Origin of the sequence: Frondihabitans sp. PhB161 (assembly GCF_003814635.1) — a bacterium.
GTDB lineage: Bacteria > Actinomycetota > Actinomycetes > Actinomycetales > Microbacteriaceae > Frondihabitans.
In genome coordinates, this window is sequence record NZ_RKQW01000002.1 from 297,914 (window position 1) to 321,282 (window position 23,369).

Below are 23,369 nucleotides of genomic sequence, written 5' to 3' on the forward strand. Positions count from 1 at the left end.
CGATCACGAGGTCGCGGAGCTGGTCGAGCGGCTCCGGCCCGCACTGGTGTCACCCGGCCCCGGCGAGGGGCCGATCGTCGAGGTGCCGGGATCCTCGGGTCTCTCTGCCTCGATCGCCGCGATGCTCACCGCCGAGGGGGTGAGGGTCGACCGCGATCTCCCCCACGACGACGCCGACGAGACGCCCGGCCTCGCCATCGCGGTGTCGTCGCACGTTCACGACCCGGTCGTGACGGCAGGGTGGCTCCGGCGAGACGTTCCGCACCTGTGCGTCGTCACCGGAGACTCGTTCGCGCGGATCGGCCCGGTAGTCGTGCCCGGGGTGACTGCCTGCTGCCGGTGTCTCGATTTGCACCGGGCCGACGTCGACTCCGCTTGGGGCGCCATCGCCGGTCAGCTCTGGGGGCGCCCGCCTCGCGAGCACTCGCCACTCCTCGTCGGCGAGATCGCCGTTCGGGCGAGTCGGCGAGCGCTGAACCGGCTGACGGGCAGCGCCGATCGCCTTCCCGACGCGGTGCTCGAGATGCTCGACGTCGACACCGGGGAGGTCACGACGTCGGTGAGCCGACCTCATCCCGACTGCGGATGCGGAGCTCCTCCAAGAACCGGCTCGGTCGACGCTCCTGCATCGATCGGCCCTGGCCTGTCCGGCTCCACGAAAGATTCAGCCGTTGCCGAGCTCGTGTGACGCCGACGTAGAGGAGGCGCCGCTCTTCGTCGATGCCCTCGAACGTCTTCGCATAGCTGATCGGCATGAGCCCCTCGCTCAAGCCAACGATGTAGACGCTCTCCCACTCGAGCCCCTTCGCGGAGTGCAGGGTGGCAAGCGTCACGGCCGACATCGTGGGCTCGTGCTGGCCGACCTGGCGAGCGAACAGCTCATCGACGAACTGGCGCAGGGTGGTGCCCGGCACCGCCGACTCCGCCAGACCCATGAGGGTGTTGAGCGACTCCCAGCGGTCACGGACGGCGCCCCGTTGCTCGGGGGGTTCTTGCGCCCAGCCCAGCGAGCGAAGCACGTCGCTGACGGTTTTGAAGAGGGGTTCGTCGACGATGCTCACCGCGGCGCCCTTCAGCATCATGAGCGCCTGCTTGACCTCGCGCAGATCGAAGAACCGGGTCGACCCGTGCAGGCGGGTGCTCACGCCCGCGTCTTCGAGCGCGCGCTCAAGAGCAGCGGTCTGCACGTTGACGCGAAAGAGCACGGCGATCGACTCGGGTGGCGTTCCCCCACGGATCTCGGCGGCGATCGACTCGGCGACGGCACGGGCCTCCGACGAATCCGACGAGTGGTCGGTGATGCGCGGCAGGGGGCCGGGGGCCGACTGGGCGGGATGCAGGTGGAGGGCACCGGGCCGACCCCGCATCAACTCGTTGGCGGTCTCGACGATCGGCCTGGCCGAGCGGTAGTTCTGTTCGAGTCGAAGCACGGTCGCGTTGTCGTAGCGAGAGCCGAAACCGAGCAGGTACTCCGACGACGCTCCGGCGAACGAGTAAATCGTCTGGCTGGCGTCACCCACGACACAGACGTCGTTGCGATCGCCGAGCCAGAGGTCGAGCAGATCCTGCTGCAGGGGCGAGACGTCCTGATACTCGTCGACGACGAAGAAGCGGTACTGCTCGCGCACCTGCTGCGCGACTCGCGCTTCGAGTTCCAGCATCCCCGCCGTCGCCAACAGGACGTCCTCGAAGTCGAGCTGCCGGCGCGAATCCTTGATGTCTTCGTAGGCCTGGTGAAGGTCGAGGGCTTGCTCCGGTGTCACGTTCTGAGGCAGAGCCCGGCTGGCGAGGGAGTGCGAGTACTCCTCCATCGTCAAACGCGAGACTTTTCGCCACTCGATCTCGGCCGAGAGGTCGCGAAGACTGGCGGTGTCGAGCCGAAGCCGGAGGGTCTCCGACGCGTGCGCGACGAGCTTGGCCTTGCTCTCGAGCAACCGCGGCATCGTGCCACCCATGGTCTGCGGCCAGAAGTAGGCGAGCTGGGAGAGCGCGGCGGCGTGGAAGGTGCGGGCCGCCACTCCCCCGGCGCCCAGCACTCGAAGACGCCCTCGAAGCTCGGCCGCGGCCCGTGAGGTGAAGGTGAGTGCCATCACTCGGTTCGGCGCGTAGACACCGGTCGCGACACCGTAGGCGATGCGATGCGTGATGGCTCGGGTCTTTCCCGTGCCGGCCCCGGCGAGTAGGCAGACGGGCCCCAAAAGTGTCTCTGCGGCGACGCGCTGCTGCTCATCGAGACCTGCGATCAGGTCGGCGGCCTCCATCGGTCGTTCGCCGATCAGTCGTCGAGCTCGGCGCCGAACCAGTCCTCGATGATCGCGCGCGCGATCGAGGAGCGGCCGGGAAGAATCACGCTGTCGCCGGCGCCGGCCAGTTCGTCGCGGGTAAACCAGCGGAGGTCGATGATCTCCGCGCCGTCGGGCTCGAGGGTGCCGGGGTCGGCCGGATCGACGGTCGCGCGGAAGCCCACCATCAACGAGGCAGGAAAGGGCCAGGGCTGCGAACCGAGATAGACGGGGTCGACGACGCGCACACCCGACTCCTCGAAGATCTCGCGCTGGACGGCGTGTTCGAGCGACTCACCGGGCTCGACGAACCCGGCGAGAAGCGAGAACCGGTTCTTCTCCCACAGGGCATTGGAGCCGAGCAGCAGGCGATCGTCTTCGTCGGTGACGCCGACGATGATCGCGGGATCGGTGCGCGGGAAGATCTCGTGGCCGTCATCGGGGTCGATTCGCACCCAACCACCCTTCGCCGGCACGAGGGGCCGCCCCGTTCTCGGCGAGAACCGGTGCGAGGCGTGCCAGTTCGCGATGGCGATCGCCTCGGTGGCGAGCCCGGCATCCCGGTCGCTCAGCCCGGTCGCGAACATCCGGAGGTTGCCCCATTCCTCCTCGGACGCGAGGGTCGCCGCCTGGTCGTCGTCGAGAATCGCCGCGACGATAGGAGTGCCGACGGGTTCTGGGGCATCGGGGTCGAGAGAGCGCCCCAGGTAGACGAGAGTGGACTGCGTCGGAATCGCATCGGGTGACAGCAGCGATATCGACGAGCTCCCGGCGAAGAGCGCACGCCCGTGCCACACCGGCACCACGCGCGTCGCCGAATCGGCGAGCAGTTCAGGAAAAAGGCCCTCGCGCTCCCGGGTGAGGTAGTCACGATCGATCTGGTGCCGAGAGAGCGGGAGCTTCGCCGCGAACGACTCCTGGCTTCCAGAGGAACGTTCAGGCATCCGACCACCAATCGACTCGAGGAACCAGCGTGGCGCACGAGGCAGGCCGCGGCTGTCGGCCTACCCTTACGGCATGGCCAGATCCCACTTCACTCTAGCCGCGTTGGCGACGGCTGCCGTCGCTGACCTCGACGTCCGCCGGGCCGGCCCGCACGGCTCCATCGGCGCCGGCGATTTCGACTCCGCTCGACTCTCCGGCTCGGGTGGCGAGGAGTGGATCATCCGGGTTCCGAGAACGACTCGCGCCGAAGCCCAGCAGTCCGCCGATCTCGTGGCCATCCGCGCGCTCAGCCAGGGAGTCCGCAGCCGGCTCTCGTTCGGAGTGCCCTCGTATCGCGGCCAGGCACCCATCGCCGAGACGCGAGCGATTCTCTACGACTACCTCGAGGGCGAGCCCCTCGACGTCTCCGAGATGATCGCAGGATCCGGCCTCCCGTCGTCGGTCGGAGCCGCAATCGCGGCCATTCACTCGCTCCCCACCAGCTTCGTCACCGACTCGGGGCTCACGAGCCACACGCCCTTCGAGGCCATGCGGTCGTCCGCCAGCGTGGTCGACCGCGCCGCGGCGACGGGGCTCCTCCCCGCCGCGCTCGTCGAACGATGGGAGTCGGCGATTCAAGACTCTCAGCTCTGGCAGTTCCAGCCGACGGTGATCAATGGATCGCTCGAGGCCTCGTCGGTGCTGGTGTCGGGCGACCGGATCAGCGGAATTCTGGGGTGGCACGAACTGCAGATCGCGGATCCTGCGCGTGACCTCGCCTGGGTGCTCGGAGCCCCCAACGACGACAGCGTCGATGCGGTCTTCGATGCGTACGCTGCGGCCCGCGGCACCAGCGAGCGCCAGCTCCGCAACCGCGCGACGCTGTACCACGAGCTCGATCTCGCGCGGTATCTGCTGCACGGCAGCCACACGAAGAACACCGAGGTCGTCGACGATGCCGTCGCGATGATGTCTCGGCTGGTCGACTCGGTGCAGCAGTCCGACGAGCGTCCGCTAGTGTCGGGGTCGACCGAGGCACTGGACGTCGCCGGTGTCGAGAACCTGCTGGCGGCGACGGAGCGACACCGGAGCGAGTCCGCCTGACGCGGTGCCCGTCCTGACCGGTTGCCGCCGGCTGAGGCCAGTTTGGCGAGCCCGCCGGCACGGAGGCCCGTGGCTCGGTCAGAGCCTCGCTTCGACGCCACCCCACAGCTTCTCGAGCTCGTCGCGGTCGCTGACGTGGCTCGGCTCGAGCTTCTCGTCGTCGGCCACGAAGTAGAACACCGCGTCGATTTGACCCGGGTCGATACCCCGGAATGAGGCGTACGCCTCCCGGTAGAGCGCGAGCTGGAGCTGCTTGAGTTGGAGCTCGTCGGCGTCGCGCGGTGCCTTGCCGGTCTTCCAGTCGACGACCTGAAAGCGGCCGTCGCGTTCGAACACGGCGTCGATCTTGCAGATGACGGTGCGAGAGCCGAGGGGCAGGTGAATCTCGAGCTCGACGTCGACGGGTTCGAGCTCAGCCCACTCCGACGCCTCGAAGGTCGCCTGCAGCTCTGCCAGCCGACGGGCGTCGTCGACATCGACCGGGACTCCCGCGGCGAGCACACCGCGTTCGCCCTCGTCGAGGTCGAGATCGAGCCCGCCGGAGTCGAGGGTCTCGAGGCGGCCGGTGGGTCGGTATCGCGCTTCGACCCAGTCGTGGAAGAGGGTGCCGAGACGCGTGGCTCGATAGGGCCGCTCGGGCAACGGCCGCCGAAGCGCAGCGACCACTGCCGCCGGGTCGTCGACGTAATCTTTGAATCGCGACGCGGGGATGCGCTGCGGAAGGGCCGTCACCACCGCGTTCTCTTGAGCTGCCTGCCGTTCGCGGAGCAGGAGCTCGATGTCGGCGTTCCAGCGGCCCGCGTCGTCGTCGTGTCGCTCGATGGCGGTCTTCACGAAGGCGGCGGCGTTCTCGACCGCGGTTCGCCGGGCACCGAGCGGGTCGAACGGCCACTCGGGGGTGCGGTACTCCGCCGCCAGGGGGTTCTCCTCGAACGCCGACGCGTCGGGCAAGAGACCCGCGTCGATGATCTCCGCCTCGGCGAGCTCGCGCAGATAGAGGCTCGCCGTTCGCGGTCGCTTCTGCGTGGCCCAGAACGACCCGGTCAGCAGCAGGGCCTCTTGAGCACGGGTGAGAGCGACGTAGGCCAGTCGACGCTCTTCGGCGAGGTGTCGCTGCTTGAGCTCGTCACGGAACACCTCGACGGCTTCGTGGAACTCGTTCTGGTCTTCGGCTCCCCGCCAGGCAAGCACCGGGAGCTCCATCGCGTCGCCGCGGAACTCGTAGGGCAGTTCGCCGAACGCGACCCAGCCGTTGCCCTCGCGAGCTGTGCCGGGCAGCTCGCCCTCGACGAGCCGGGGCACGGCGACGAGCTGCCATTCGAGGCCCTTCGACCCGTGCACGGTGAGCAGTTGAACGACCCCGGCCTCGCTGGCGTCGGAGCGCGGTCCCATGTCGTCACGGCGCTCGGCCGCGCTGATCCAGGAGAGGAACCCGGCGAGGCTGGCCGACTCGTCGGTGGCCGCATAGCCCGCGACCTCATCGTCGAACGCCTGCAGGTACGCCCGGCCGTGAACGGAGCCGCTGACCGCCGCCACCTCGATGTCGAGGAGCATCTCCTGCTGCACCAGAGCCACGAGGTCGACGAGATCGAGCCCGACCCGGTTGCGCAGGAAGGCCAGCTGTCGGGCGAGCGCCCGCAGCCTCGAAAGGCCCTCCGGGCTGAATCGCCGCAGCTGCCCGTGCGATTCGGGAGCCGTGCCCACGAAGTCGAGGGCGTCGACGATCGACCCGTCTTCGCCCGCGGCGACGGAAGCCCGCAGTCGGGCGCGCACCTCGTCGGGGAGCTTCTGCTGGGCGTGGTCGTGCTGGAACAGCCATGACGACACCTCGCGCAGCATCGCGATGTCGTGGATGCCGATGCGCCATCGGGCCCCGGCCATCAGCCGAATCAGTTCCGACCCGGCTGCCGGATCGTGCAACACGCGCAGGCAGCTGACCAGGTCGACGATTTCGGGCCTCGACAGCAGGCCGCCCACCCCCAGGATGTGGAACGGCACCCCGCGCGCACGTAGGGCTGCAGCGAAGGCCTGCACGTTCTTCTTGGAGCGGAAGAGCACGGCGGCGGTGCGCTTCGTACCGTCGGGATTCAGGATCCGCAGCTCCCGTTCGAACCATTCGGCCACCGCGGCTGCCTCTTCGGGCAGGGTCTCGGCGAAGGCCGCGCTGACCTCACCGAGCGGCGCGTTCGGGCGGGCCGCGAGCGTGCCGACCGCGACGTCGGACCTGCGGGACAACTCGTCGACGACCACGTTGGCCGAGTCGAGGACCCTGACCGGGTTTCGCCAGCTCGTCGAGAGCGTGTACGAGGCATCGGGTCGCGCGTCGAAGTCGACCGGGAAGCGCCCGAGGTTCGCTGCGCTCGCGCCCCGGAACCCGTAGATCGACTGGTGCGGATCGCCGACAGCCATGACCGCCGTGCCGCCGAAGAGGCGCGAGAGCAGGCGAGTCTGGACGACGCTGGTGTCTTGGTACTCGTCGAGCAGCACTATCTTGAACCGGTCGCGGTACTCCCCCACCACGCTGGCGGATGTCTCGCACACCTCGAGGGCGAGGGCGACCTGGTCGGAGAACTCGACGAAGCCTCGACGCGCCTTCTCATCGGCGAATGCGGTCGCGAGGTCGACGAGCGGGGGAAGCGTCTCGAGTGCTGCAGCTGCCCGTCGCACGTGGGGACGAGGTGCTCGACCACTGAACGGCAGGGAGGCGACGTCGAGGAATCGGTCGGCCATTGCCGACACGGCAGCGGGGTCGGCGACGTTCTCGCCGAGGGCGTGGCTCAGCGACAGGACGGCCTCGGTGATCTGGTCGACCGACTTGCCGAGGGTGGCGAGACGCTCGTCGGTGCTCCGGACGACGAGGGAGCGGGCGAGCTGCCAGGCCGATGCCTCGCCGAGCAGTTGCGACTCGCTCTCACGGCCCACGATCAACGCGTGATCGCGGAAGATCGCGTTGGCGAACGCGTTGTAGGTCGACACGGTCGGCGTCTCGAACGGGTCGCCCTGCGTGTCGAGGAGGCCGCGCTCGACGAGGAGGTCGATCCGCCGGCCGATCCTCTCGCCGAGCTCGCCGGCCGCCTTGCGTGTGAAGGTGAGCCCCAACACCTCGGGCACTGTGACGAGTCCGTTGGCGAGCAGCCAGACGACACGACTCGCCATCGTCTCGGTCTTTCCGCTGCCGGCGCCCGCGACGACCAGGGCTGGCTCGAGCGGCGCCTCGATGACGGCGCGCTGCTCGATCGTGGGCGGAGGCAGCTCGAGGGCCTCGGCGATGTCGATGGCGAAGTACTGAACAGGGAGCGTAGACAGGGCGACACCCTCGTCAAAAGAATCGCTCACTGGGTGACCTCTCCGACCACGTGGATTCGGCACGAGCCACCGTGTCGTTGGAGGCAGTGCTCGTCGATCCGCGCCTCGAACACCCGCTTCGCCATGCCGCGGGCGTCGTTTTGCACGCGCTCTCGGAAGGCCGCAAGGGCCTCCCCGTCGAATGCCGTCTGCGATCGCTCGACGTAGGGCTTCTTGGCGGTCGACACGGCGACGAACAGGAGTTTCGCACCACCCCGGGGCGAGTCGGCCGAGGCCGCCTCGAGCGCGCCCTCGGCGAGCGCCAGCTGGTAGCTGCCGAGCTGCGGGTTCTTCTCCGCCTCGGGAGCCGAGGGGGCGTACTTGCCGGTCTTGAGGTCGACGATGACGACGCTGCCGTCGGCCTGCTGCTCGACCCGGTCGATCATCCCGCGGAGCAGGGCGGGCGCCGCGTCGAGCTCGAAAGCCGACTCGGCGCCGAGCAGCGTGGAGTTGCTCGCGACGAAGTCGGTCAGGTAGGCCGAGAGGCTCTCGGTCATGGCGCGAGCGCGTTTCTTCTCCGCGGCTCCAATCCACTCCGACTCGAATTCGAGCTCGCCCCAGCGCGCCTCGACGCTCCTCCAGAGCGAGTCGGCGTCAATCTCGACGGCGTTCTCCATCACGTCGTGGATCACCGTGCCGAGCCCCATGGCTGTGCTCGACGACGAGCCGCCGAACCGGTCGACGAACCAGTGCAGCGGGCATTCCTCGAAACTGCCCATGGCCGACGGCGAGACTCGCACGCGGGCCTCGGGATCGTCGAGGTCGACGAGCTCGTCGAGGGTGGAGGGCTCGTGGAGGCCGTACCACTCGTCGGGGGCAGCGCCCGCGACGTCGGCCGCCGCGAGGCGCGCCAGGCCGATCGCGGCATCGGCCGAGTCGACGGCGCTGCGGGAGGCGAGCTGCGCGTGTCGGAGGTGGCCCACGAGGCCCCGCAGCGACAGTGGCGGCCGTACGTCGACTACCGGGGTGGTGGGCGGCAGCAGGCGGAGGAACATCGACGGCGACTCGTCGTCGTTGGCCGTGCACGACAGGATGACTTGCTGACGGGCCCGCGAGGCGGCGAGCGCGAACATCCGGAGCTCGTCGGAGAGCACGCCGGCCCGGCGGTCGACGACGGACGCCCCGGTGGAAGCCCCCGCGAAGGACCCGGCGGTAGACGACCCGGCAGGAGCTCCGGCGGGAGGTGCTTCACCGGCGGACGACGCCGAAGGATCCCCCTCCGCCGCTTCGACCAGAGCGTCGGGAGAGAGCAGCCCGCCCCGCACCCGCAGGTTCGGCCACACCCCGTCTTGCAGTCGGGCCACGACCACGACGTCGACCTCGGCCGCGATGGCCCCGGACGGGGTCGTCACGAGCACGGTCTCGGCGAGCGCCTGCGGCGACAGCGTGTCTTCGGGCACATCCGCGTCGATCATCGCGTCGAGAAAGGCGAGCGCCGAGGCCTCGGGCGACCGCTCGACGAATCGCTTGGCCGAGGTGAAGAGCGCCACGACCCCGTCGAGCTGTCGGTCAGACTCGGAGGCGACGATGCCGTGCCCCCGCGACTGCGCGCTCCACTCGTCGGCGAGGCCGCTTCGCTCCCAGAGCCCCCAGAGGATCTCTTCGATGCTGAGGCCTTTCGACGCGTCGGCGCGAGCGCGGTCGAGGCTCGTCGCGAAACGCCCGGCGCGCGCGGCGAAGCGGGAATCGATCGTGGCGAAGCGGCCCGGGCCGGAGAGCGCCTCGACCAGCAGTTCGTCGGCGGATCGGGTGCCGCCGCCCGCGAGCTCCTCCGCCCGGAGAGCGAGGCGAAGGCGACGAAGGCTGAGGGAGTCGAAGCCCGCGAGCGGCCCGGCGAGCAGTTCGCCCGCGACGAGCGGCGTGAGGGCGTCGCGTCCCGTGGCGACCGAGGCGGCGAGAAGGAGGTGCCGGGCACCGAATTCGTCGCGCACCGCTCGACCGGCGATCGGCGTGCGGGTGGGCACCTCGGCCAGGTGCAGTGATCTCGCCACCGCGGGCACCAGAGCACCGCTGCGGACGACGACCATCATCTTCGACCACGGAACCCCGCTGAACAGATGATGTTCGCGGAGCGCCCGCGCAACCGACGCGATCTCGTGCGCGGGGCTGTCCGACTCGATGCGCTGCAGCGCAGCAGGGCCCAACGACTCGGGCGCCGCCGAGAGTGCCGCGTGCTGCCGCCCGGCACCCGCCGTGCCGATTCGCTCGGTGATCGACGAGACGAACCCGCGCAGCGAGGGCTCGTGCCGGTGCACCGATTCGAGCGTGATAGTCGTGACCCGGGAGAGGCCCAGCCGGGTGGCGAGGCGGCCGAGAACATCGGGCGAGCCCCCGCGAAAGGCATTGGTGGCGAGATCGGGGTCGCCGAACGCGACGATCGCCACTCCCCGTCGGGCGAATGCTCGCAACAGCGCGAGGGTCGACTCGGTCGCCTCCTGGGCGTCGTCGACGACGATCACCTTCAAGTCGGCCACGAGAGGCGACGACTCGCCCCGGTCGAGCGCTGCGACCGCGTAGTCGACGAGTTCGGCGGCGTCGAGGGCCGACACCTGGAGGCCGTCAACAACGGCGTGGTATTCGTCGGCGAAGTCGGCGACGGCGCTCCATTCGGGACGACCGTTCGTTGCACCCAACTCGCGAAGCCGGTTCGCGTCGATGCCGTGCTCGGTCGCGCGCATCAGCACCTCTCTGAGCTCGGTGCGGAACCCCCGCAGACCTCGGACGACCGGGCCGAGCTCGTCGGGCCAGGCAGGCCCGGTGCCCTCGTCGAGATGCCCATCGAGAAGGTCGCGGATGATGGCGTCTTGCTCTCCGCCCGTGAGCAGCGTGGGCGCGGGGCTCGACGCCAACCGCGCCGCGTGCCCGACGATGTCGAAGGCGAGTGACGAGATCGTTCGCGCAAGAGGGCCGGGCGACGGGATGTCGAGGCGCCCCGCGAGCGTGTCTCGGAGTGCGGTGGCCGACCCTCGCGTCGGCGACAGAGCCAGCACGGCTGCCGGGCCCCACCCGTCGCGATGCACCCGATCGAGCACGAACTCGATCAGCGCCGTCGTCTTGCCCGACCCGGGGGCGCCGATCACGGCGGCACTCTCGCCGTCGGCAAGCTCGAGGACGAGGCGCTGGGAAGCATCGAGGGGTGCGATCACGCTGTCGACGCTAGCGGCTGCCGCCGACATCGAAGCGCAGGATCCGACGGCTGGCGACCACGGGGATCCCCGGCTCTTCTGCCCAGAGTGAACGCCGCCCGCGGGCTTCGACGAAGTCGGATATCGTCGTGCTCGTGGACATTCGTATCGGTATCGCCAACAGCCCCCGTGAGATCACCCTCGAGTCGAACGACTCCCCGGCCGACGTCGAGAAGGTCGTCGCCGAGGCCCTCGACGGAAGCAAGACGTACTTCACCCTGAAAGACAGCAAGGGCAAGGTCTACATCGTGCCCACGTCGGGTCTCGCCTACGTCGAGGTCGGCAGCGTCGAGCGCGGCCGCGTCGGCTTCGTCAGCTAACCGTGGAACTCCTCTTCGCCGCTCTCGGCGGTGCCCTGATCGGCCTCATCGTGCACTTCGCCCTCCCCGGGCAGGCGACGCGCGGGTTGTTCTGGGTCGCCGGCTGGTCGACCTCGGCCGCCATCGTGGTCTGGGAAGTCCTGACCTGGCTCGAGTGGAAGTCGGACGCCGGGTGGATCTGGATCGTGACGCTCCTCGTCGCCGCCTTGACCGCCGTCGGCGTCGCGCGCGTCTTCGCCCGGCGCCGCGAGGCCGCTGATCGCGAGTTGCTCGAAGAGCTGTTCCAGGGTCGCAAGACCGCCTGAAGCGCGCTGAGCGGGTGCGGCGGTGTGCCGGATCCTGCCGTGTTGCCCGCGAGCCAGTCTCGCTGACGACTAGGCCGTCAGGCCGAGGGCGTCCATCCGCCGGGTGTGAGCGGCGATCAACTCGGTGAAGACCGGTTCGAGCCGCTCGTCGTCGGCCGACTGGTGCGAGGCCGCGATCGCCGCGCGGGCCACCAGAAGGGTGTCGCCGACGAGACGACGACCCCAGAGTGCCAGCCGTGAAGCCAGGCGAGGATCGGCTCCGATCCCGAGCGACAATTCGGCGACGATCGCGGTCTCATCGCTCTCGGCATCGACTTCGAGACCGGCGACCACGCGATCGCGGTAGTCGCCCGGCAGACCATCGGCGAGGCGGACGAACACGTCGTCCAGCAGGCCGGCTGCCACGTAGGTCGCCAGCATGGCCTCGTGCCAGTCGCGGCCGGCAGTGCGGCGCTGGAAGTCGTCGATCAGATCGGCGTGCGGCTGCATCACGTCGGACGCGTCTTTGTCGGCGCGCTCTATCAGGGTGAGCATGGCCTTGTGCCGCTCGAGGGTCGACGTCGCGATCACGCCGGTCAGCGCCTTCGTGCGGGTAGACGGGGCCAGGCTCGACGCGTGGCCGAGTGACTCGAACAGAGCGAGCTGGAAGTAGGCCACGAGGCCGAGATAGACGTCGAGATCGGGAGTGAAATCGCCCAGCTCGACTCGGCTCACCGGGATGGGCCTCGGGTCAGGTCGGGGACGCTGACCGGCGGTCGACGACCGACCGAACCGGAACCCCCTCCACGACACCACGGCACCACCTTAGAGGGTTGCGGCCCGGCGTCCGGTGAGGGCTTGCATGCGACCGGCTAAACTGTGGGCTTACCCCTCTATATGAAACAGGGCCACACTTGACATTCAGCGACCTCTCCATCGACCAGGACATGGTCGATGCACTGGCGGCAAAGGGCATCGTCGAGCCCTTCCCGATCCAGACCCAGACCATTCCGCTCGCTCTCTCCGGCCAAGACATCATCGGCCAGGCGAAGACCGGCACCGGCAAGACCTTCGGTTTCGGCCTCCCGATCATCCAGCGCATCGGCCACCACCCGGCGCCCGGCGTCAAGGTGCTCGTCGTCGTGCCGACGCGCGAGCTGTGCGTGCAGGTGACCCAAGACCTCGAGATCGCCACGGCGAACCGCCCCGACACGAAGATCGTCTCGATCTACGGCGGCAAGGCGTACGAGGGCCAGGTCGAGCAGATCAAAGACGGCGCGCAGATCGTCGTCGGCACCCCGGGTCGGCTCCTCGACCTCGCGGGCCAGCGTCTGCTCAACCTCAAAGACGTCACCGAGGTCGTGCTCGACGAGGCCGACAAGATGCTCGACCTCGGGTTCCTCTCCGATATCGAGAAGATCTTCGCCCAGATCCCGCCGACCCGCCACACCATGCTCTTCTCGGCCACCATGCCCGGGCCGATCGTCGCCCTCGCGCGCCGCTTCATGACGAAGCCGATCCACATCCGCGCCACCGACCCCGACGAGGGCCTCACGCAGGCGAACATCAAGCACGTCGTCTATCGCGCGCACTCGCTCGACAAAGACGAGGTCATCGCGCGCATCCTCCAGGCCGAGGGCCGCGGCAAGACAGTCATCTTCACCCGCACCAAGCGCGCGGCTGCCAAGCTCGTCGAAGAGCTGAACGACCGCGGGTTCAGCGCTGCGGCCGTGCACGGCGACCTCAACCAGGAGCAGCGCGAGCGCGCCATGGCCGCCTTCAAGGCCGGCAAGAAAGACATCCTGATCGCGACCGACGTCGCGGCCCGAGGCATCGACGTCAACGACGTGACCCACGTGATCAACCACACGGTGCCCGACGACCACGACACCTACCTGCACCGTGCCGGCCGCACCGGCCGTGCCGGCAAGACCGGTATCGCCGTCACCTTCGTCGACTGGGACGACCTGCACAAGTGGGCCCTCATCAACCGCGCCCTCGAGATGAACATGCCCGAGCCGGTCGAGACCTACTCGTCGAGCCCGCACCTCTTCACCGACCTCGACATCGCCGAGGGCACCCGCGGCCGTCTCAAGCCGACGTCGCGCGAGGTCCCGCCCCGCACGGCACCGTCGACCGGCGGCCGTTCGTCGGGTGGGCGCTCCGAGGGGCGCTCGTCTGAGGGCCGCTCCTCCGACGGTCGCTCGGGTCGCTCGCGCACCCGAGGTGGCGACAGTGCAGGATCCTCCTCCCCCGCCACCGAGACCAGCGCGCCCGCCGAGTCGACCGAGGGCGAGGCTCGCCCCGCACGCTCACGCAGCCGCAACCGCCGACGTCGCCCGGCCGGCGAGCAGTCGTCGACCTCGCAGGCTCCTCAGGAGTAGCGAGGGGCCCAGCTCGACCGGACTCCGTCCCCAGCCCTGTTCCGAATTTGAAGGAGATCCGCGCCGTTTCGCGAAAGTGAGGCGGATCGGCGCGGCGTGTCGCCAGGATCTCCTTCGAATTCGGCGCAGGCACAGGGCGCGGGCCCCAACGCCGAGACTCGTCTGGCGAATCAGCCGACGAACGGCGCCGACCCGGTGGCTCGGTCGATAATGCGCTTCAGTTGCTCAGGCTCGGTCGTGTTCTCGCCGAGCCGGTTGGGCTTGCCCTCGCCGTGGTAGTCGCTCGAACCGGTCACGATGAGGTCGTACTCGTCGGCGAGCGCGCGCAGCGTCTGCTTGCCGCCCTCGGTGTTGTCGCGGTGGCTGATCTCGACGCCGCCGAGCCCGGCTTCGACGAGCTCGAGCAAGTGGGACTGCGGCAGGTTCGCCTCACGCCCGCGGGTGGCCGGGTGCGCGAGCACCGGCACGCCACCTGCCGCGCGGATGATGCGGATGCCGAGCAGAGGCGAGGGTGCCTCGTGAGGTTCGTAGTAGCCACTGCGCCAGTGCAGGATCCCGGCAAACGCCGCACTGCGATCCCGGGCGTAGCCTTTCGCCACGAGGGCATCGGCGATGTGGGGTCGACCGAGAGTCGCCCCCTCGGAGGCCTGGGCGAGCACGTCGCCCCAGACGATGTCGTAATCGGCGCCGATACGCGTGACCATCCGCTCCGCGCGGTGCAGCCGGTCGTTGCGGAGACGGGTGGTCTCCTCCACGAGTTCGGGCGAAGCCGGGTCGAAGAGATACCCCAGCATGTGCACGCTGTTGTAGCCGACCCGGGTGGAGAGCTCCATGCCGGGGATGAGGGTCAGGCCGGTGCCCACGATCGCCGCTCGCGCCTCATCCCAGCCACTCGTCGAGTCGTGGTCGGTGAGAGCCACGGCCGCGAGGCCGGCTGCCACCGCGCTGGCGATCAGGTCGGCGGGAGACTCTGTGCCGTCGGAGACGCTGCTGTGGGTATGCAGGTCGATCGGCCCGGTGATCATGGACTCCATCGTAGGCGGTGCGGGAGAGGTCGAAGTCGGCGGTGTCCCCTAGGCTCGTTCCACCGTGATCCGTCGACTCGTCTCCTTCGTCCTGCTGCTGGCCCTGGCCGCGGCGCTGTTCGTCGCGGCGTTCCCCCAGGTCCTCGGGCTGGAACAGCGCTATTACGTCGCGCAGGTGATCGCGTTCCGCGGGATCCTCGTGGTCGTCGCCGTCGTCGTGGCGGTCGTGTTCCTCTTCGCGGGGCTCGCCCTCCGTGCCGCGCGGAGTCTGCTTGCTGCCGCGGCCGTGCTGCTGCTGGTCTTCGCGGCGATTACCGGCGGGGTGCTCGTCGAGCGCGGCACCGGGTCGACGAAGTTCGATGCCAAGGCCGCCGGAGACGTTCGTGTGCTCGCGTGGAACACTCTCGGCGGGGCTCCGGGCGCATCGACCATCGCGAAGCTCGCCGTCAACTCGAAGGCCGACATCGTGAGCCTGCCCGAGACGACCCGCAAGACCGCCAACGCCGTCGCCGCGAAGATGAAGGCAGCCAAGCGCCCCGTCAGCGTGCTCGTGCTCGCGTACGACAAGACCGACAGCGCCAAGTCGACGGCCCTGCTCATCTCGACCAAGCTCGGCACCTACCGGGTCGTCGCCGACGATGAGGGCGGCACCACGCCCGTGCTCCCCACGGTCGTGGCACGCCCGGCCGACGGCTCCGGCCCGGTGATCGTGGCGGCCCATCCAGCAGCGCCCGTCAAGGCGCTCATGACCGACTGGCGTGCCGGGCTGCGGTACCTCGCGAAGCTCTGCTCGGGCGAGAGCATGATCATGGCCGGCGATTTCAACTCGACGCTCGACCACCAGTCCGGCCTCGGTTCGAAGCCGAGCACCACCCTCGGCAGCTGTCGTGATGCGGCGAAGGCGTCAGCCAACGGGGCAGTCGGCACCTGGCCGACCACGGTTCCCGCCCTGCTCGCTGCACCGATCGACCACGTGATGGCGACCTCCGACTGGAGCGTCTCGGGCTTCCGCGTGATCACGACGCAGGACGGCTCGGGCAGCGACCACCGACCGGTGCTCGCGCAGCTCACCCCGGCGTCGACCGACTAGAGCGCAGCCACGGGCACGACGCGACCCTGTGGAGAACGCAATCCGCTCTCGGGCGGCGGCGACCATAATGGTGGGCATGGCTGATCAGAAGGCACCTCGCGCCACCTCCAATCGTTCGACGACCCCGGGCTCCGATACGTTCAAGGAGTACATCTCGTCGCAGTGGGCCGATCGTGCCGACTCGGTCTCGACGCCCCGCGAGCAGACGGCTTTCACGGCCGATCGACGTGCCCGCCTGTCGGCTCTCCACCCGGGCAAGCGGCTGATCGTGCCGGCCGGGCAGGCCAAGGTGCGGTCGAACGACACCGACTACCCCTACCGCCCTCACTCCGCCTTCGCGCACCTGACGGGCTGGGCCTCCGACAGCGTCCCCGGCTCCGTCCTGGTGCTCGAGCCCACCGCCGACGGCCACGAGGCGACGCTCTACTTCCGGGCGAGCGCGGGCCGCGACTCCGACGAGTTCTACGCCAACTCCGACATCGGCGAGTTCTGGATCGGGCCTCGGCCGTCGCTCGCCGACGTGGGCGTCGACCTCGGTCTGGCCACGCGCGATCTCTCTGACTTCGAGTCGGTCGTCGGCTCCGTCGATGCCGACACGCTCCTCGTCCGCGAGGCCGACGGCGATCTGACGCGCCGCGTCGATGCCCTGCTTCCCGTGCCGGCCGGTGAGGCGACCGTCGACACTGTGGCCGATCGGTCGGCGACCACCGACGTTCTCGCCCGCGACCTCAGCGAGCTGCGTCTCGTCAAAGACAGCTACGAGATCGCCCAGATGCGGCAGGCGGTCGCCGTCACCAAGAAGGGTTTCGACGACGTCATCGCCGACTTCGACGGGGTTCTGGCACACCCTCGGGGTGAGCGCATCGTCGAGGGCACGTTCAACCGCCGCGCCCGCGCCGACGGCAACACGGTCGGCTACGACACGATCGCCGCGTCCGGCGAGCACGCCTGTGTTCTGCACTGGACCACCAACGACGGCCGCGTCTCCCCTGGCGACCTCATCCTGATCGACGCGGGGGTCGAGCTCGACAGCCTGTACACCGCCGACATCACCCGCACCCTGCCGGTCTCCGGTCGGTTCACCGACGTGCAGCGCCTGGTGTACGAGGCGGTCTTGGAGGCGGCCGACGCCGCCTTCGCGATCGTGAAGCCCGGCATTCGGTTCCGCGAGATCCACGCCACGGCCATGGCCGTCATCGCCGAGAAGACCGCCGAGTGGGGGTTCCTGCCCGTCTCGGCCGCCGAGTCGATCAAGCCCGATGCGCAGTACCACCGTCGCTACATGGTGCACGGCACGAGCCACCACCTCGGCATCGACGTGCACGATTGTGCCGCTGCCCGACGCGACCTCTACCTCGACGGTGTGATCGAGGCCGGCATGGTCTTCACCATCGAGCCCGGCCTCTACTTCCAGCCCGACGACCTCACGGTGCCCGAGGCGTTCCGGGGCATCGGCGTGCGCATCGAAGACGACATCCTCGTCACGGCCGACGGCGCAGAGAACCTCTCGGTCGGCATTCCGCGGACCGCGTCCGACGTCGAGGCCTGGATCGCCCGGGCCTGAGTCCCTGCACCCAGGGGCCGCTACTTCTGCTCCCGCGTCCGTAGCCGCTGCGGGACCGCGTCTCGCCGCCGCGAGTGCCGCTGAATGTCGCTCCGGGCGCGGCAAGTCCGGCAATTGGCGGCACTCGGTGACTCCTGCCCACGCTGCCTCCGCCGCGCCGGAGAGCGAGTGCCGCCAAATGTCGCACCGGGCGTGCTCGGTCCAGCATTTGGCGTCAGTCGGTAGCCCATCCCCGCGCCGGTCCCCGACGGTCACCGGCACAGGCACTGAATCCCCGCGCCGGTCCCCGGCGGCCACCGGCACAGGCTAAATTGGTCGGGTGAGCGCCACGAGAGTTTTCGTCGCCCGGCTCGCCGGGTGCCTCGTTTTCGACCCCGCGGGCGATCGCGTCGGCAAGGTCCGCGACGTCCTCGTCGTCTACCGCAACGACGAAGCTCCGCGGGTCGTCGGTCTCGTCGTCGAGGTCCCCGGAAAGCGACGCGTGTTCGTGTCGATCGGCCGGGTCACCAGCATCGGCTCCGGTCAGATCATCACCACCGGCACCATCGCGCTCCGTCGGTTCGAGCAGCGGGGCGGCGAGGTGCGGGTGATTGCCGAGATCCTCGGCCGCAAGGTTCGACTCCGCCACGACGACTCGCTCGCCACCATCGAAGACGTCGCGATCGACGAGACCGACGAGGGCGGCTGGGAGGTCGGGCAGGTCTTCCTGCGCAAGCCGAAGGCGAGCCCCTCCCCCTTCGGCAAGGGGCCGACAGTCTTCGCCCTGTGGACGGACGTCCGCGAAGAGAGCGCCCCCGGCGAGGCCCAGAGCGCCGAGCACGTCATCGCCGCCTACGCCGACCTGCTTCCCGCCGACCTGGCGAACACCCTGCTCGATCTGGGCGAAGAGCGTCGCTACGAAGTCGCCGAAGAGCTCTCTGACGACCGTCTGGCCGACGTCCTCGAAGAGATGCCCGAAGACGAGCAGGTGTCGATCCTCAACCGCCTCGACGACAATCGCGCGGCCGATGTGCTCGACCAGATGCAGCCCGACGACGCGGCCGACCTCATCGCCCAGCTCACCGATGAGCGGGGTGAAGCGCTGCTGGCTCTGATGCAGCCCGACGAGGCCGACGACGTCCGCATGCTCCTCAGCTACGACTCCGACACGGCGGGCGGTCTGATGACGACCGACCCAGTCATCGTGTCGGGTGATGCCACCGTCGCCGAAGGCCTCGCGCTGATCCGACGCCACGAGATCGCTCCGGCGCTCGGCGCAGCCGTCTGCGTCGTGCTGCCGCCCTACGAGCCTCCGACCGGCCGCTTCCTCGGCATGGTGCACTTCCAGCGGATGCTCCGGTATCCGCCCAACGAGCGTCTGGGCACGCTTCTCGACGCTCAGACCGAGCCGGTCAACGTCGGCGCGTCCGCTCTCGAGGTGACGCGCGTCATGGCGCGCTACAACCTCGTCAGCGTCCCGGTCGTCGACGACAACCACCGACTTGTCGGGGTGGTGACTATCGACGACGTCCTCGACCACGTACTGCCCGACGACTGGCGAAGCCAGGATCCCGAGCAACCCTTGGGCCACACCCGGCCCCGCCTCAGAAGAGCAACCGCGACCGTAACCGGAAGGAGGACGACCAATGGCACGCGACAGCCGTAGCGACGTCCGTCTCGACTCGCCCAAGGGCCTCCGCACCCGCGTCCTCTCCGGCCGCAAAGGGCCGAGCCGTGATCGCTTCGGACGAGCGACCGAGTCGATCGCCCGCAACATGGGCACGCCCTACTTCCTCATCGCCCTGACGCTCTTCTGTGTCGCCTGGATGGGCTACAACACGCTCGCTCCGCTCAATCTCCGCTTCGACTCGGCCGCGATCGGGTTCACGGCCCTGACCCTCATCCTGTCGCTCCAGGCCTCCTACGCCGCGCCGCTGATCCTCCTCGCACAGAACCGTCAAGACGATCGCGATCGAGTGCAGGTCGAGCAGGATCGCCAACGTGCCGAGCGCAATCTCGCCGACACCGAGTACTTGGCCCGCGAGGTCGTGGCACTGCGCCTCGCGATGAAAGACATGGCGTCGAAAGACTTCATCCGCGACGAACTCCGGTCGCTGCTCGAAGAACTGGACCGTCGAGACGAACCGGAGGCATCGCCAGAGACCCCAGGATCCGCGCGTGACTGACCCGCTGCCCGCCCCCGAGGGCGTGTCAGCGCGCATCCGCACCGCCCTCGCCGGCGTGCTCGACCCCGAGATCCGCAAACCCATCACCGACCTCGACATGGTCGGCGACATCGCGGTCGACGACAGCGGCGCGGCGACCGTCGGCGTCAAGCTCACGATCGTCGGCTGCCCGGCGGCCGACACCATCGAACGCGACGTTCGCGCTGCGACCGCCCGCGTCGCGGGGGTCACCGCGGTCGACGTCGACATCACTGTCATGACCCGCGAGGAGCGGGCTGCGCTCACCGAAAAGCTGCGCGGCGGCCGCGCTGCGCGTGTGATGCCCTTCGGCCCCGGCTCGCTGACGCGGGTCTACGCCGTGACGAGTGGCAAGGGCGGCGTCGGCAAGTCGACGGTCACTGCCAACCTCGCGGTCGCTCTGGCCGCCCGCGGGCTCGCGGTCGGCATCGTCGACGCCGACGTCTACGGCTTCTCGATCCCCGGCCTCCTCGGCTTGGTCGACGACGCGGGTGCGAGTGTGAAGCCGACGCAGGTCGACGACATGATCCTGCCGCCCGTCGCCTACGGGGTGAAGGTGATCTCGATCGGCATGTTCGTCGACGACACCTCGACCGCAGTGGCGTGGCGTGGCCCCATGCTGCACCGCACGATTCAGCAGTTCTTGACCGACGTCTATTTCGGCGACCTCGACGTGCTCCTGCTCGACCTGCCGCCCGGCACCGGCGACGTGGCGATCTCGGTCGGGCAGCTGCTACCGAACGCCGAGGTCATCGTCGTCACGACGCCCCAGCCGGCGGCGGCCGATGTCGCCGAGCGCTCCGGGTTAGTCGCCCGGCAGACCGGTCAGAAGCTGCTCGGAGTCGTCGAGACCATGTCGGGGATGCCCCAACCCGACGGCTCGGTGCTCGAGCTGTTCGGCTCGGGCGGCGGTGCGGAGACCGCGCGGCGGCTTTCGAAGGGGCAGGAGTCTCCCGTCGAGCTCCTGGCGAGCGTGCCGCTGAGCCTGGCGTTGCGCGAAGGCGGTGACGCGGGCGAGCCGGTCGTCGTCGGCCAACCGGGTGACCCGGCGGCACAGGCGATCGAGACCTTGGCCGCGAGGCTGGCGAGCCAGGGGCGCGGGCTGGCGGGCCGCCGACTCGGGGTCACGGTCTTCTGACGCGTTCAGAAGTCTGGCAAAAGCGAGCCGAAAGGCCCCTGCCGCAGGCAAAACAGCCGGTTTTGCCAGAGTTCTGAACGCGCGCCTACCCCGGCCGGGCCGTCGTCCTGCGAATTCGGCCTGATCCGGCCGCTTTGGGGCCGAGACGCGCAAAACCGGAGGCTAAAGGTTCGGGCGACCCGTCGGATCCTGAGCCACGAAAAGGACTGCACCCGACAGACTGCGCCGTTAACAGCAAAGGCGACCTCCCGCTGCTGCGAGGGTCGCCGTGGGCTGCTGCTGGTCGCGCGAGCGCGTGGGCTCAGTCGAAGGAGCGCGTGGGCTGACGACGGTAGCCGTCGGTGCTGGTGCTGACGACGGTGCCGACGATACCGGCGAATGCGGCGACTGCAAGAACGGTGATTCCGATGAACATGATGCCCTCCATGGCGATGTGGTTGTTGTGTGTAATACCAGTATGAAGAGGCACATTGCAAAGGACAATCGACCTTTTCTGGGGTGACAATGTAGATTTGCTTCATGGATGTCAAGCGTCTCGAGCTCCTCCGCGAACTCGCCGAGCGGGGCAGCATCGCCGCGGTCGCCAAAGCCACGCACCGCACCCCGTCGGCCGTGTCACAGCAGCTGAAGGTGCTCGAACGCGAGGCCGGCACACCCCTCACCGAGCGGCAGGGGCGGGGTCTTGTGCTGACCGGGTCGGGGCGCGTACTGGCCCAGACGGCGGCCGATGTCGCAGTCGCCCTCGAGCGCGCTCAGGCCACCTGGGACGACTTCCTCGTGGCACCCCAGGGGGAGGTCACGCTGGCGACGTTCCCGACGGCCGGTCAGATGCTGCTTCCCGGGCTTCTCAAGACCGTGGCCGAGACGCCGGGCCTGGTCGTGCGCGCGTCCGACCACGATCCGGCCACCCTCGCGTTCCCCGATCTCACGGGCGACTTCGACGTGGTCATCGCCCACTCCCCCGACGGCGAGCGAAGCTGGCGCGGTCGAGGGCTCATGATCGTGCCCCTGCTCCGCGAACCGCTCGACATCGCGCTCCCCGCCGACCACCGCCTCGCCGGCCGCGCCTCGCTGGCCCTCGAAGACCTCGTCGGCGAGAGTTGGATCGGCGTGCCGAAGGGCTACCCGTACGACTGGGTGTACCGCGAGATCGAGCGCATCACCGGCACGGCACCGCGCATCTCGCAGCGCTTCAGCGACACCCGCATCACCGAGTCGCTGGTCGGCGCCGGCCTCGGCATCGCCGTGCTCCCCCGCTTCACGTCGAGCGGCGTCCGCGACGACATGGTGCTGCTGCCGCTCGAGGGGATGCGCGCAGTGCGCTACGTGTCGGTCCTGCTCCGTCCCGATCGCGCCGAACGGCCGTCGGTTCGCCGCGTCGTCGACGCCCTTCGCGCCGAGGCCTCACGAGTGGCTTCGCTGCACGGCACGGTCTAAAGAGACGAGGATCCGTGCAGGGCCTACGTCGCCTCGTTGTCGTAGGGCGGCGCCTCGCCTGCAGACAACGGCACCACCGTCGCGCGCGAGCTGCGGGTGGGCAGCCCCGCCGCCACAGCCGACGCCGCGGCAGCCGACGCCGGGGTCGAGATGACGGTCGTGGGCTCGTCGAGGAGGGCATCGCGGATGATGCGACGGGGATCGTACTGACGCGGATCGAGCTTCTGCCAGTCGACGTCGTTGTACTCCTCGCCCATCTCCTCTTTCATGCGCGCCCGGGCCGTGTCGGCCATGCCCCGAACGGTTCGGACGAGCTGGCCGAGCTTCTGCGCGTAGATCGGAAGGCGTGTGGGCCCCAACAGCATGACCGCGATGAGCGCGATCACGAAGATCTTGTCGAAGGAGGGCAACACGTGAAGAGACTAACGGCTCGAACCTCGGAGCGCCCCCTAGAGTTGACCGACGAGGAGTAACGAGTGCCACACAAAGAGTCCAGTTGGAAGTTCGCCGAAGAACTGGTCACCGAGAGCGACGCCATCGGTCTTGCGCGCCAGCACTCCCTCGAGGCGGGTGTCGAAGCGGTCTCGCCTGGTGTCGGTGCGCAGCTGGCGCTGACCACCGCCCTTATCGGCGCCAAGAACATCATCGAGATCGGCACGGGTCTCGGCGTCTCCGGCCTGTGGCTCATGGCGGGAGCGCCCTCCGCCACGCTCACGTCGATCGACAGTGAGGTCGATCATCAGCAGACGGCTCGCGAGACGTACGTGCTCGCCGGCATCCCGGCCAACCGCGTGCGGCTGATCGCCGGTCGTGCCCGCGAGGTGCTGCCGCGGATGAACGAGAACTCCTACGACGTGGTCTTGATCGACGCCGACCCCGAGGGCGTCATCGAGTACGTCGAGCACGGCCTCCGGCTGGCCCGCACGGGCGGAATCGTCCTCGTCGCTCATGCCCTCTGGAACGGCCGCGTGGCCAACCCCGCCGCCCGCGAGCAGATCACCGCCGACTACCGCACGCTTCTCACCGAGGTCTCGACGTCACCGGCCGTGATCAGCTCGCTCGCGACCGCCGGCGACGGACTGCTCCAGCTCGTCAAGCGCTGAC

General features: G+C 69.2%; 20 protein-coding genes and 1 pseudogene. 12 read left to right on the forward strand and 9 right to left on the reverse strand.

What is annotated here, in order from left to right; translation table 11 throughout:
• Positions 1-121 precede the first annotated feature (121 nt).
• Positions 122-574, forward strand: a pseudogene (locus tag EDF39_RS17725) (hypothetical protein); the annotation flags it as partial.
• Here EDF39_RS17725 and EDF39_RS10135 read toward each other — a convergent pair.
• On the reverse strand, positions 549-2,261 hold the full coding sequence (locus EDF39_RS10135) for an ATP-dependent helicase (protein WP_055962997.1): 1,713 nt from the start codon (positions 2,259-2,261) through the stop codon (positions 549-551). The pseudogene EDF39_RS17725 and the gene EDF39_RS10135 sit on opposite strands and share 26 nt — an antisense overlap.
• A gap of 14 nt (positions 2,262-2,275) precedes the next feature.
• Positions 2,276-3,226: an NAD(+) diphosphatase gene (nudC, locus tag EDF39_RS10140; protein WP_055962999.1), complete on the reverse strand. Its 951-nt coding sequence runs from the start codon at positions 3,224-3,226 to the stop codon at positions 2,276-2,278.
• A gap of 73 nt (positions 3,227-3,299) precedes the next feature.
• Here nudC and EDF39_RS10145 point away from each other — a divergent pair, with 73 nt between their 5' ends.
• On the forward strand, positions 3,300-4,310 hold the full coding sequence (locus EDF39_RS10145) for a phosphotransferase (protein ID WP_055963003.1): 1,011 nt from the start codon (positions 3,300-3,302) through the stop codon (positions 4,308-4,310).
• A 78-nt stretch (positions 4,311-4,388) separates the two neighbouring features.
• Here the strand turns inward: EDF39_RS10145 and EDF39_RS10150 are convergent, their stop codons facing one another.
• From EDF39_RS10150 to EDF39_RS17790, 3 genes are read right to left on the reverse strand one after another with little or no spacing between them, the layout of a single operon-like run.
• Positions 4,389-7,646, reverse strand: coding sequence for an ATP-dependent DNA helicase (locus EDF39_RS10150; RefSeq protein WP_123942800.1), 3,258 nt, complete (start codon positions 7,644-7,646; stop codon positions 4,389-4,391).
• Entirely contained in the window at positions 7,643-10,801 is a 3,159-nt protein-coding gene (locus EDF39_RS10155; protein ID WP_158613208.1) for an ATP-dependent DNA helicase, read from the reverse strand. Before EDF39_RS10155 ends, EDF39_RS10150 begins: the two co-directional genes overlap by 4 nt.
• A 10-nt stretch (positions 10,802-10,811) precedes the next feature.
• A complete protein-coding gene (locus EDF39_RS17790; protein WP_255410122.1) occupies positions 10,812-10,943 on the reverse strand; it encodes a hypothetical protein in 132 nt (43 codons plus the stop codon).
• Between EDF39_RS17790 and EDF39_RS10160 the strand changes: the two genes are divergently transcribed.
• Positions 10,936-11,160 (forward strand): DUF3107 domain-containing protein, encoded by a 225-nt coding sequence (locus EDF39_RS10160; protein ID WP_055963008.1) that lies wholly within the window; start codon positions 10,936-10,938, stop codon positions 11,158-11,160. The genes EDF39_RS17790 and EDF39_RS10160 overlap by 8 nt on opposite strands.
• A gap of 2 nt (positions 11,161-11,162) precedes the next feature.
• Positions 11,163-11,465: a hypothetical protein gene (locus EDF39_RS10165; RefSeq protein ID WP_055963010.1), complete on the forward strand. Its 303-nt coding sequence runs from the start codon at positions 11,163-11,165 to the stop codon at positions 11,463-11,465.
• A gap of 69 nt (positions 11,466-11,534) precedes the next feature.
• On the opposite strand, the gene EDF39_RS10170 is transcribed toward EDF39_RS10165, so the two are convergent.
• The gene (locus EDF39_RS10170) at positions 11,535-12,179 is read right to left on the reverse strand and encodes a ferritin-like fold-containing protein (protein WP_123942804.1); all 645 of its coding nucleotides are present in this window, start codon (positions 12,177-12,179) and stop codon (positions 11,535-11,537) included.
• 179 nt (positions 12,180-12,358) lie between these two features.
• On the opposite strand from EDF39_RS10170, the gene EDF39_RS10175 reads away from it, so the two are divergent.
• Entirely contained in the window at positions 12,359-13,828 is a 1,470-nt protein-coding gene (locus tag EDF39_RS10175) for a DEAD/DEAH box helicase (RefSeq protein WP_055963013.1), read from the forward strand.
• A gap of 170 nt (positions 13,829-13,998) precedes the next feature.
• Here EDF39_RS10175 and EDF39_RS10180 read toward each other — a convergent pair whose 3' ends face one another.
• Entirely contained in the window at positions 13,999-14,853 is an 855-nt protein-coding gene (locus EDF39_RS10180; RefSeq protein ID WP_123942806.1) for a PHP domain-containing protein, read from the reverse strand.
• Between the two features lie 64 nt (positions 14,854-14,917).
• Here EDF39_RS10180 and EDF39_RS10185 point away from each other — a divergent pair, with 64 nt between their 5' ends.
• The 5 genes from EDF39_RS10185 to EDF39_RS10205 all read left to right on the forward strand — a co-directional run bounded on the left by EDF39_RS10185 (position 14,918) and on the right by EDF39_RS10205 (position 20,828).
• Positions 14,918-15,943, forward strand: coding sequence for an endonuclease/exonuclease/phosphatase family protein (locus EDF39_RS10185; RefSeq protein ID WP_233573080.1), 1,026 nt, complete (start codon positions 14,918-14,920; stop codon positions 15,941-15,943).
• 76 nt (positions 15,944-16,019) lie between these two features.
• On the forward strand, positions 16,020-17,507 hold the full coding sequence (locus EDF39_RS10190) for an aminopeptidase P family protein (protein WP_123942808.1): 1,488 nt from the start codon (positions 16,020-16,022) through the stop codon (positions 17,505-17,507).
• A gap of 319 nt (positions 17,508-17,826) precedes the next feature.
• On the forward strand, positions 17,827-19,152 hold the full coding sequence (locus EDF39_RS10195; RefSeq protein ID WP_055963018.1) for a magnesium transporter MgtE N-terminal domain-containing protein: 1,326 nt from the start codon (positions 17,827-17,829) through the stop codon (positions 19,150-19,152).
• Entirely contained in the window at positions 19,133-19,672 is a 540-nt protein-coding gene (locus EDF39_RS10200; protein WP_055963021.1) for a DUF1003 domain-containing protein, read from the forward strand. Before EDF39_RS10195 ends, EDF39_RS10200 begins: the two co-directional genes overlap by 20 nt.
• The gene (locus EDF39_RS10205) at positions 19,665-20,828 is read left to right on the forward strand and encodes an Mrp/NBP35 family ATP-binding protein (protein ID WP_233573079.1); all 1,164 of its coding nucleotides are present in this window, start codon (positions 19,665-19,667) and stop codon (positions 20,826-20,828) included. Before EDF39_RS10200 ends, EDF39_RS10205 begins: the two co-directional genes overlap by 8 nt.
• Positions 20,829-21,129: 301 nt before the next feature.
• Here EDF39_RS10205 and EDF39_RS17505 read toward each other — a convergent pair whose 3' ends face one another.
• The gene (locus EDF39_RS17505) at positions 21,130-21,297 is read right to left on the reverse strand and encodes a hypothetical protein (RefSeq protein ID WP_157510165.1); all 168 of its coding nucleotides are present in this window, start codon (positions 21,295-21,297) and stop codon (positions 21,130-21,132) included.
• A 50-nt stretch (positions 21,298-21,347) separates the two neighbouring features.
• Here EDF39_RS17505 and EDF39_RS10210 point away from each other — a divergent pair, with 50 nt between their 5' ends.
• Positions 21,348-22,265 (forward strand): LysR family transcriptional regulator, encoded by a 918-nt coding sequence (locus tag EDF39_RS10210; protein ID WP_123942810.1) that lies wholly within the window; start codon positions 21,348-21,350, stop codon positions 22,263-22,265.
• 23 nt (positions 22,266-22,288) lie between these two features.
• Here the strand turns inward: EDF39_RS10210 and EDF39_RS10215 are convergent, their stop codons facing one another.
• Positions 22,289-22,678, reverse strand: a complete 390-nt coding sequence (locus tag EDF39_RS10215; protein ID WP_233573078.1) for a Sec-independent protein translocase TatB — start codon at positions 22,676-22,678, stop codon at positions 22,289-22,291.
• Positions 22,679-22,741: 63 nt separating this feature from the next.
• Here EDF39_RS10215 and EDF39_RS10220 point away from each other — a divergent pair, with 63 nt between their 5' ends.
• A complete protein-coding gene (locus tag EDF39_RS10220) occupies positions 22,742-23,368 on the forward strand; it encodes an O-methyltransferase (protein WP_055963031.1) in 627 nt (208 codons plus the stop codon).
• Position 23,369: the final 1 nt, after the last annotated feature.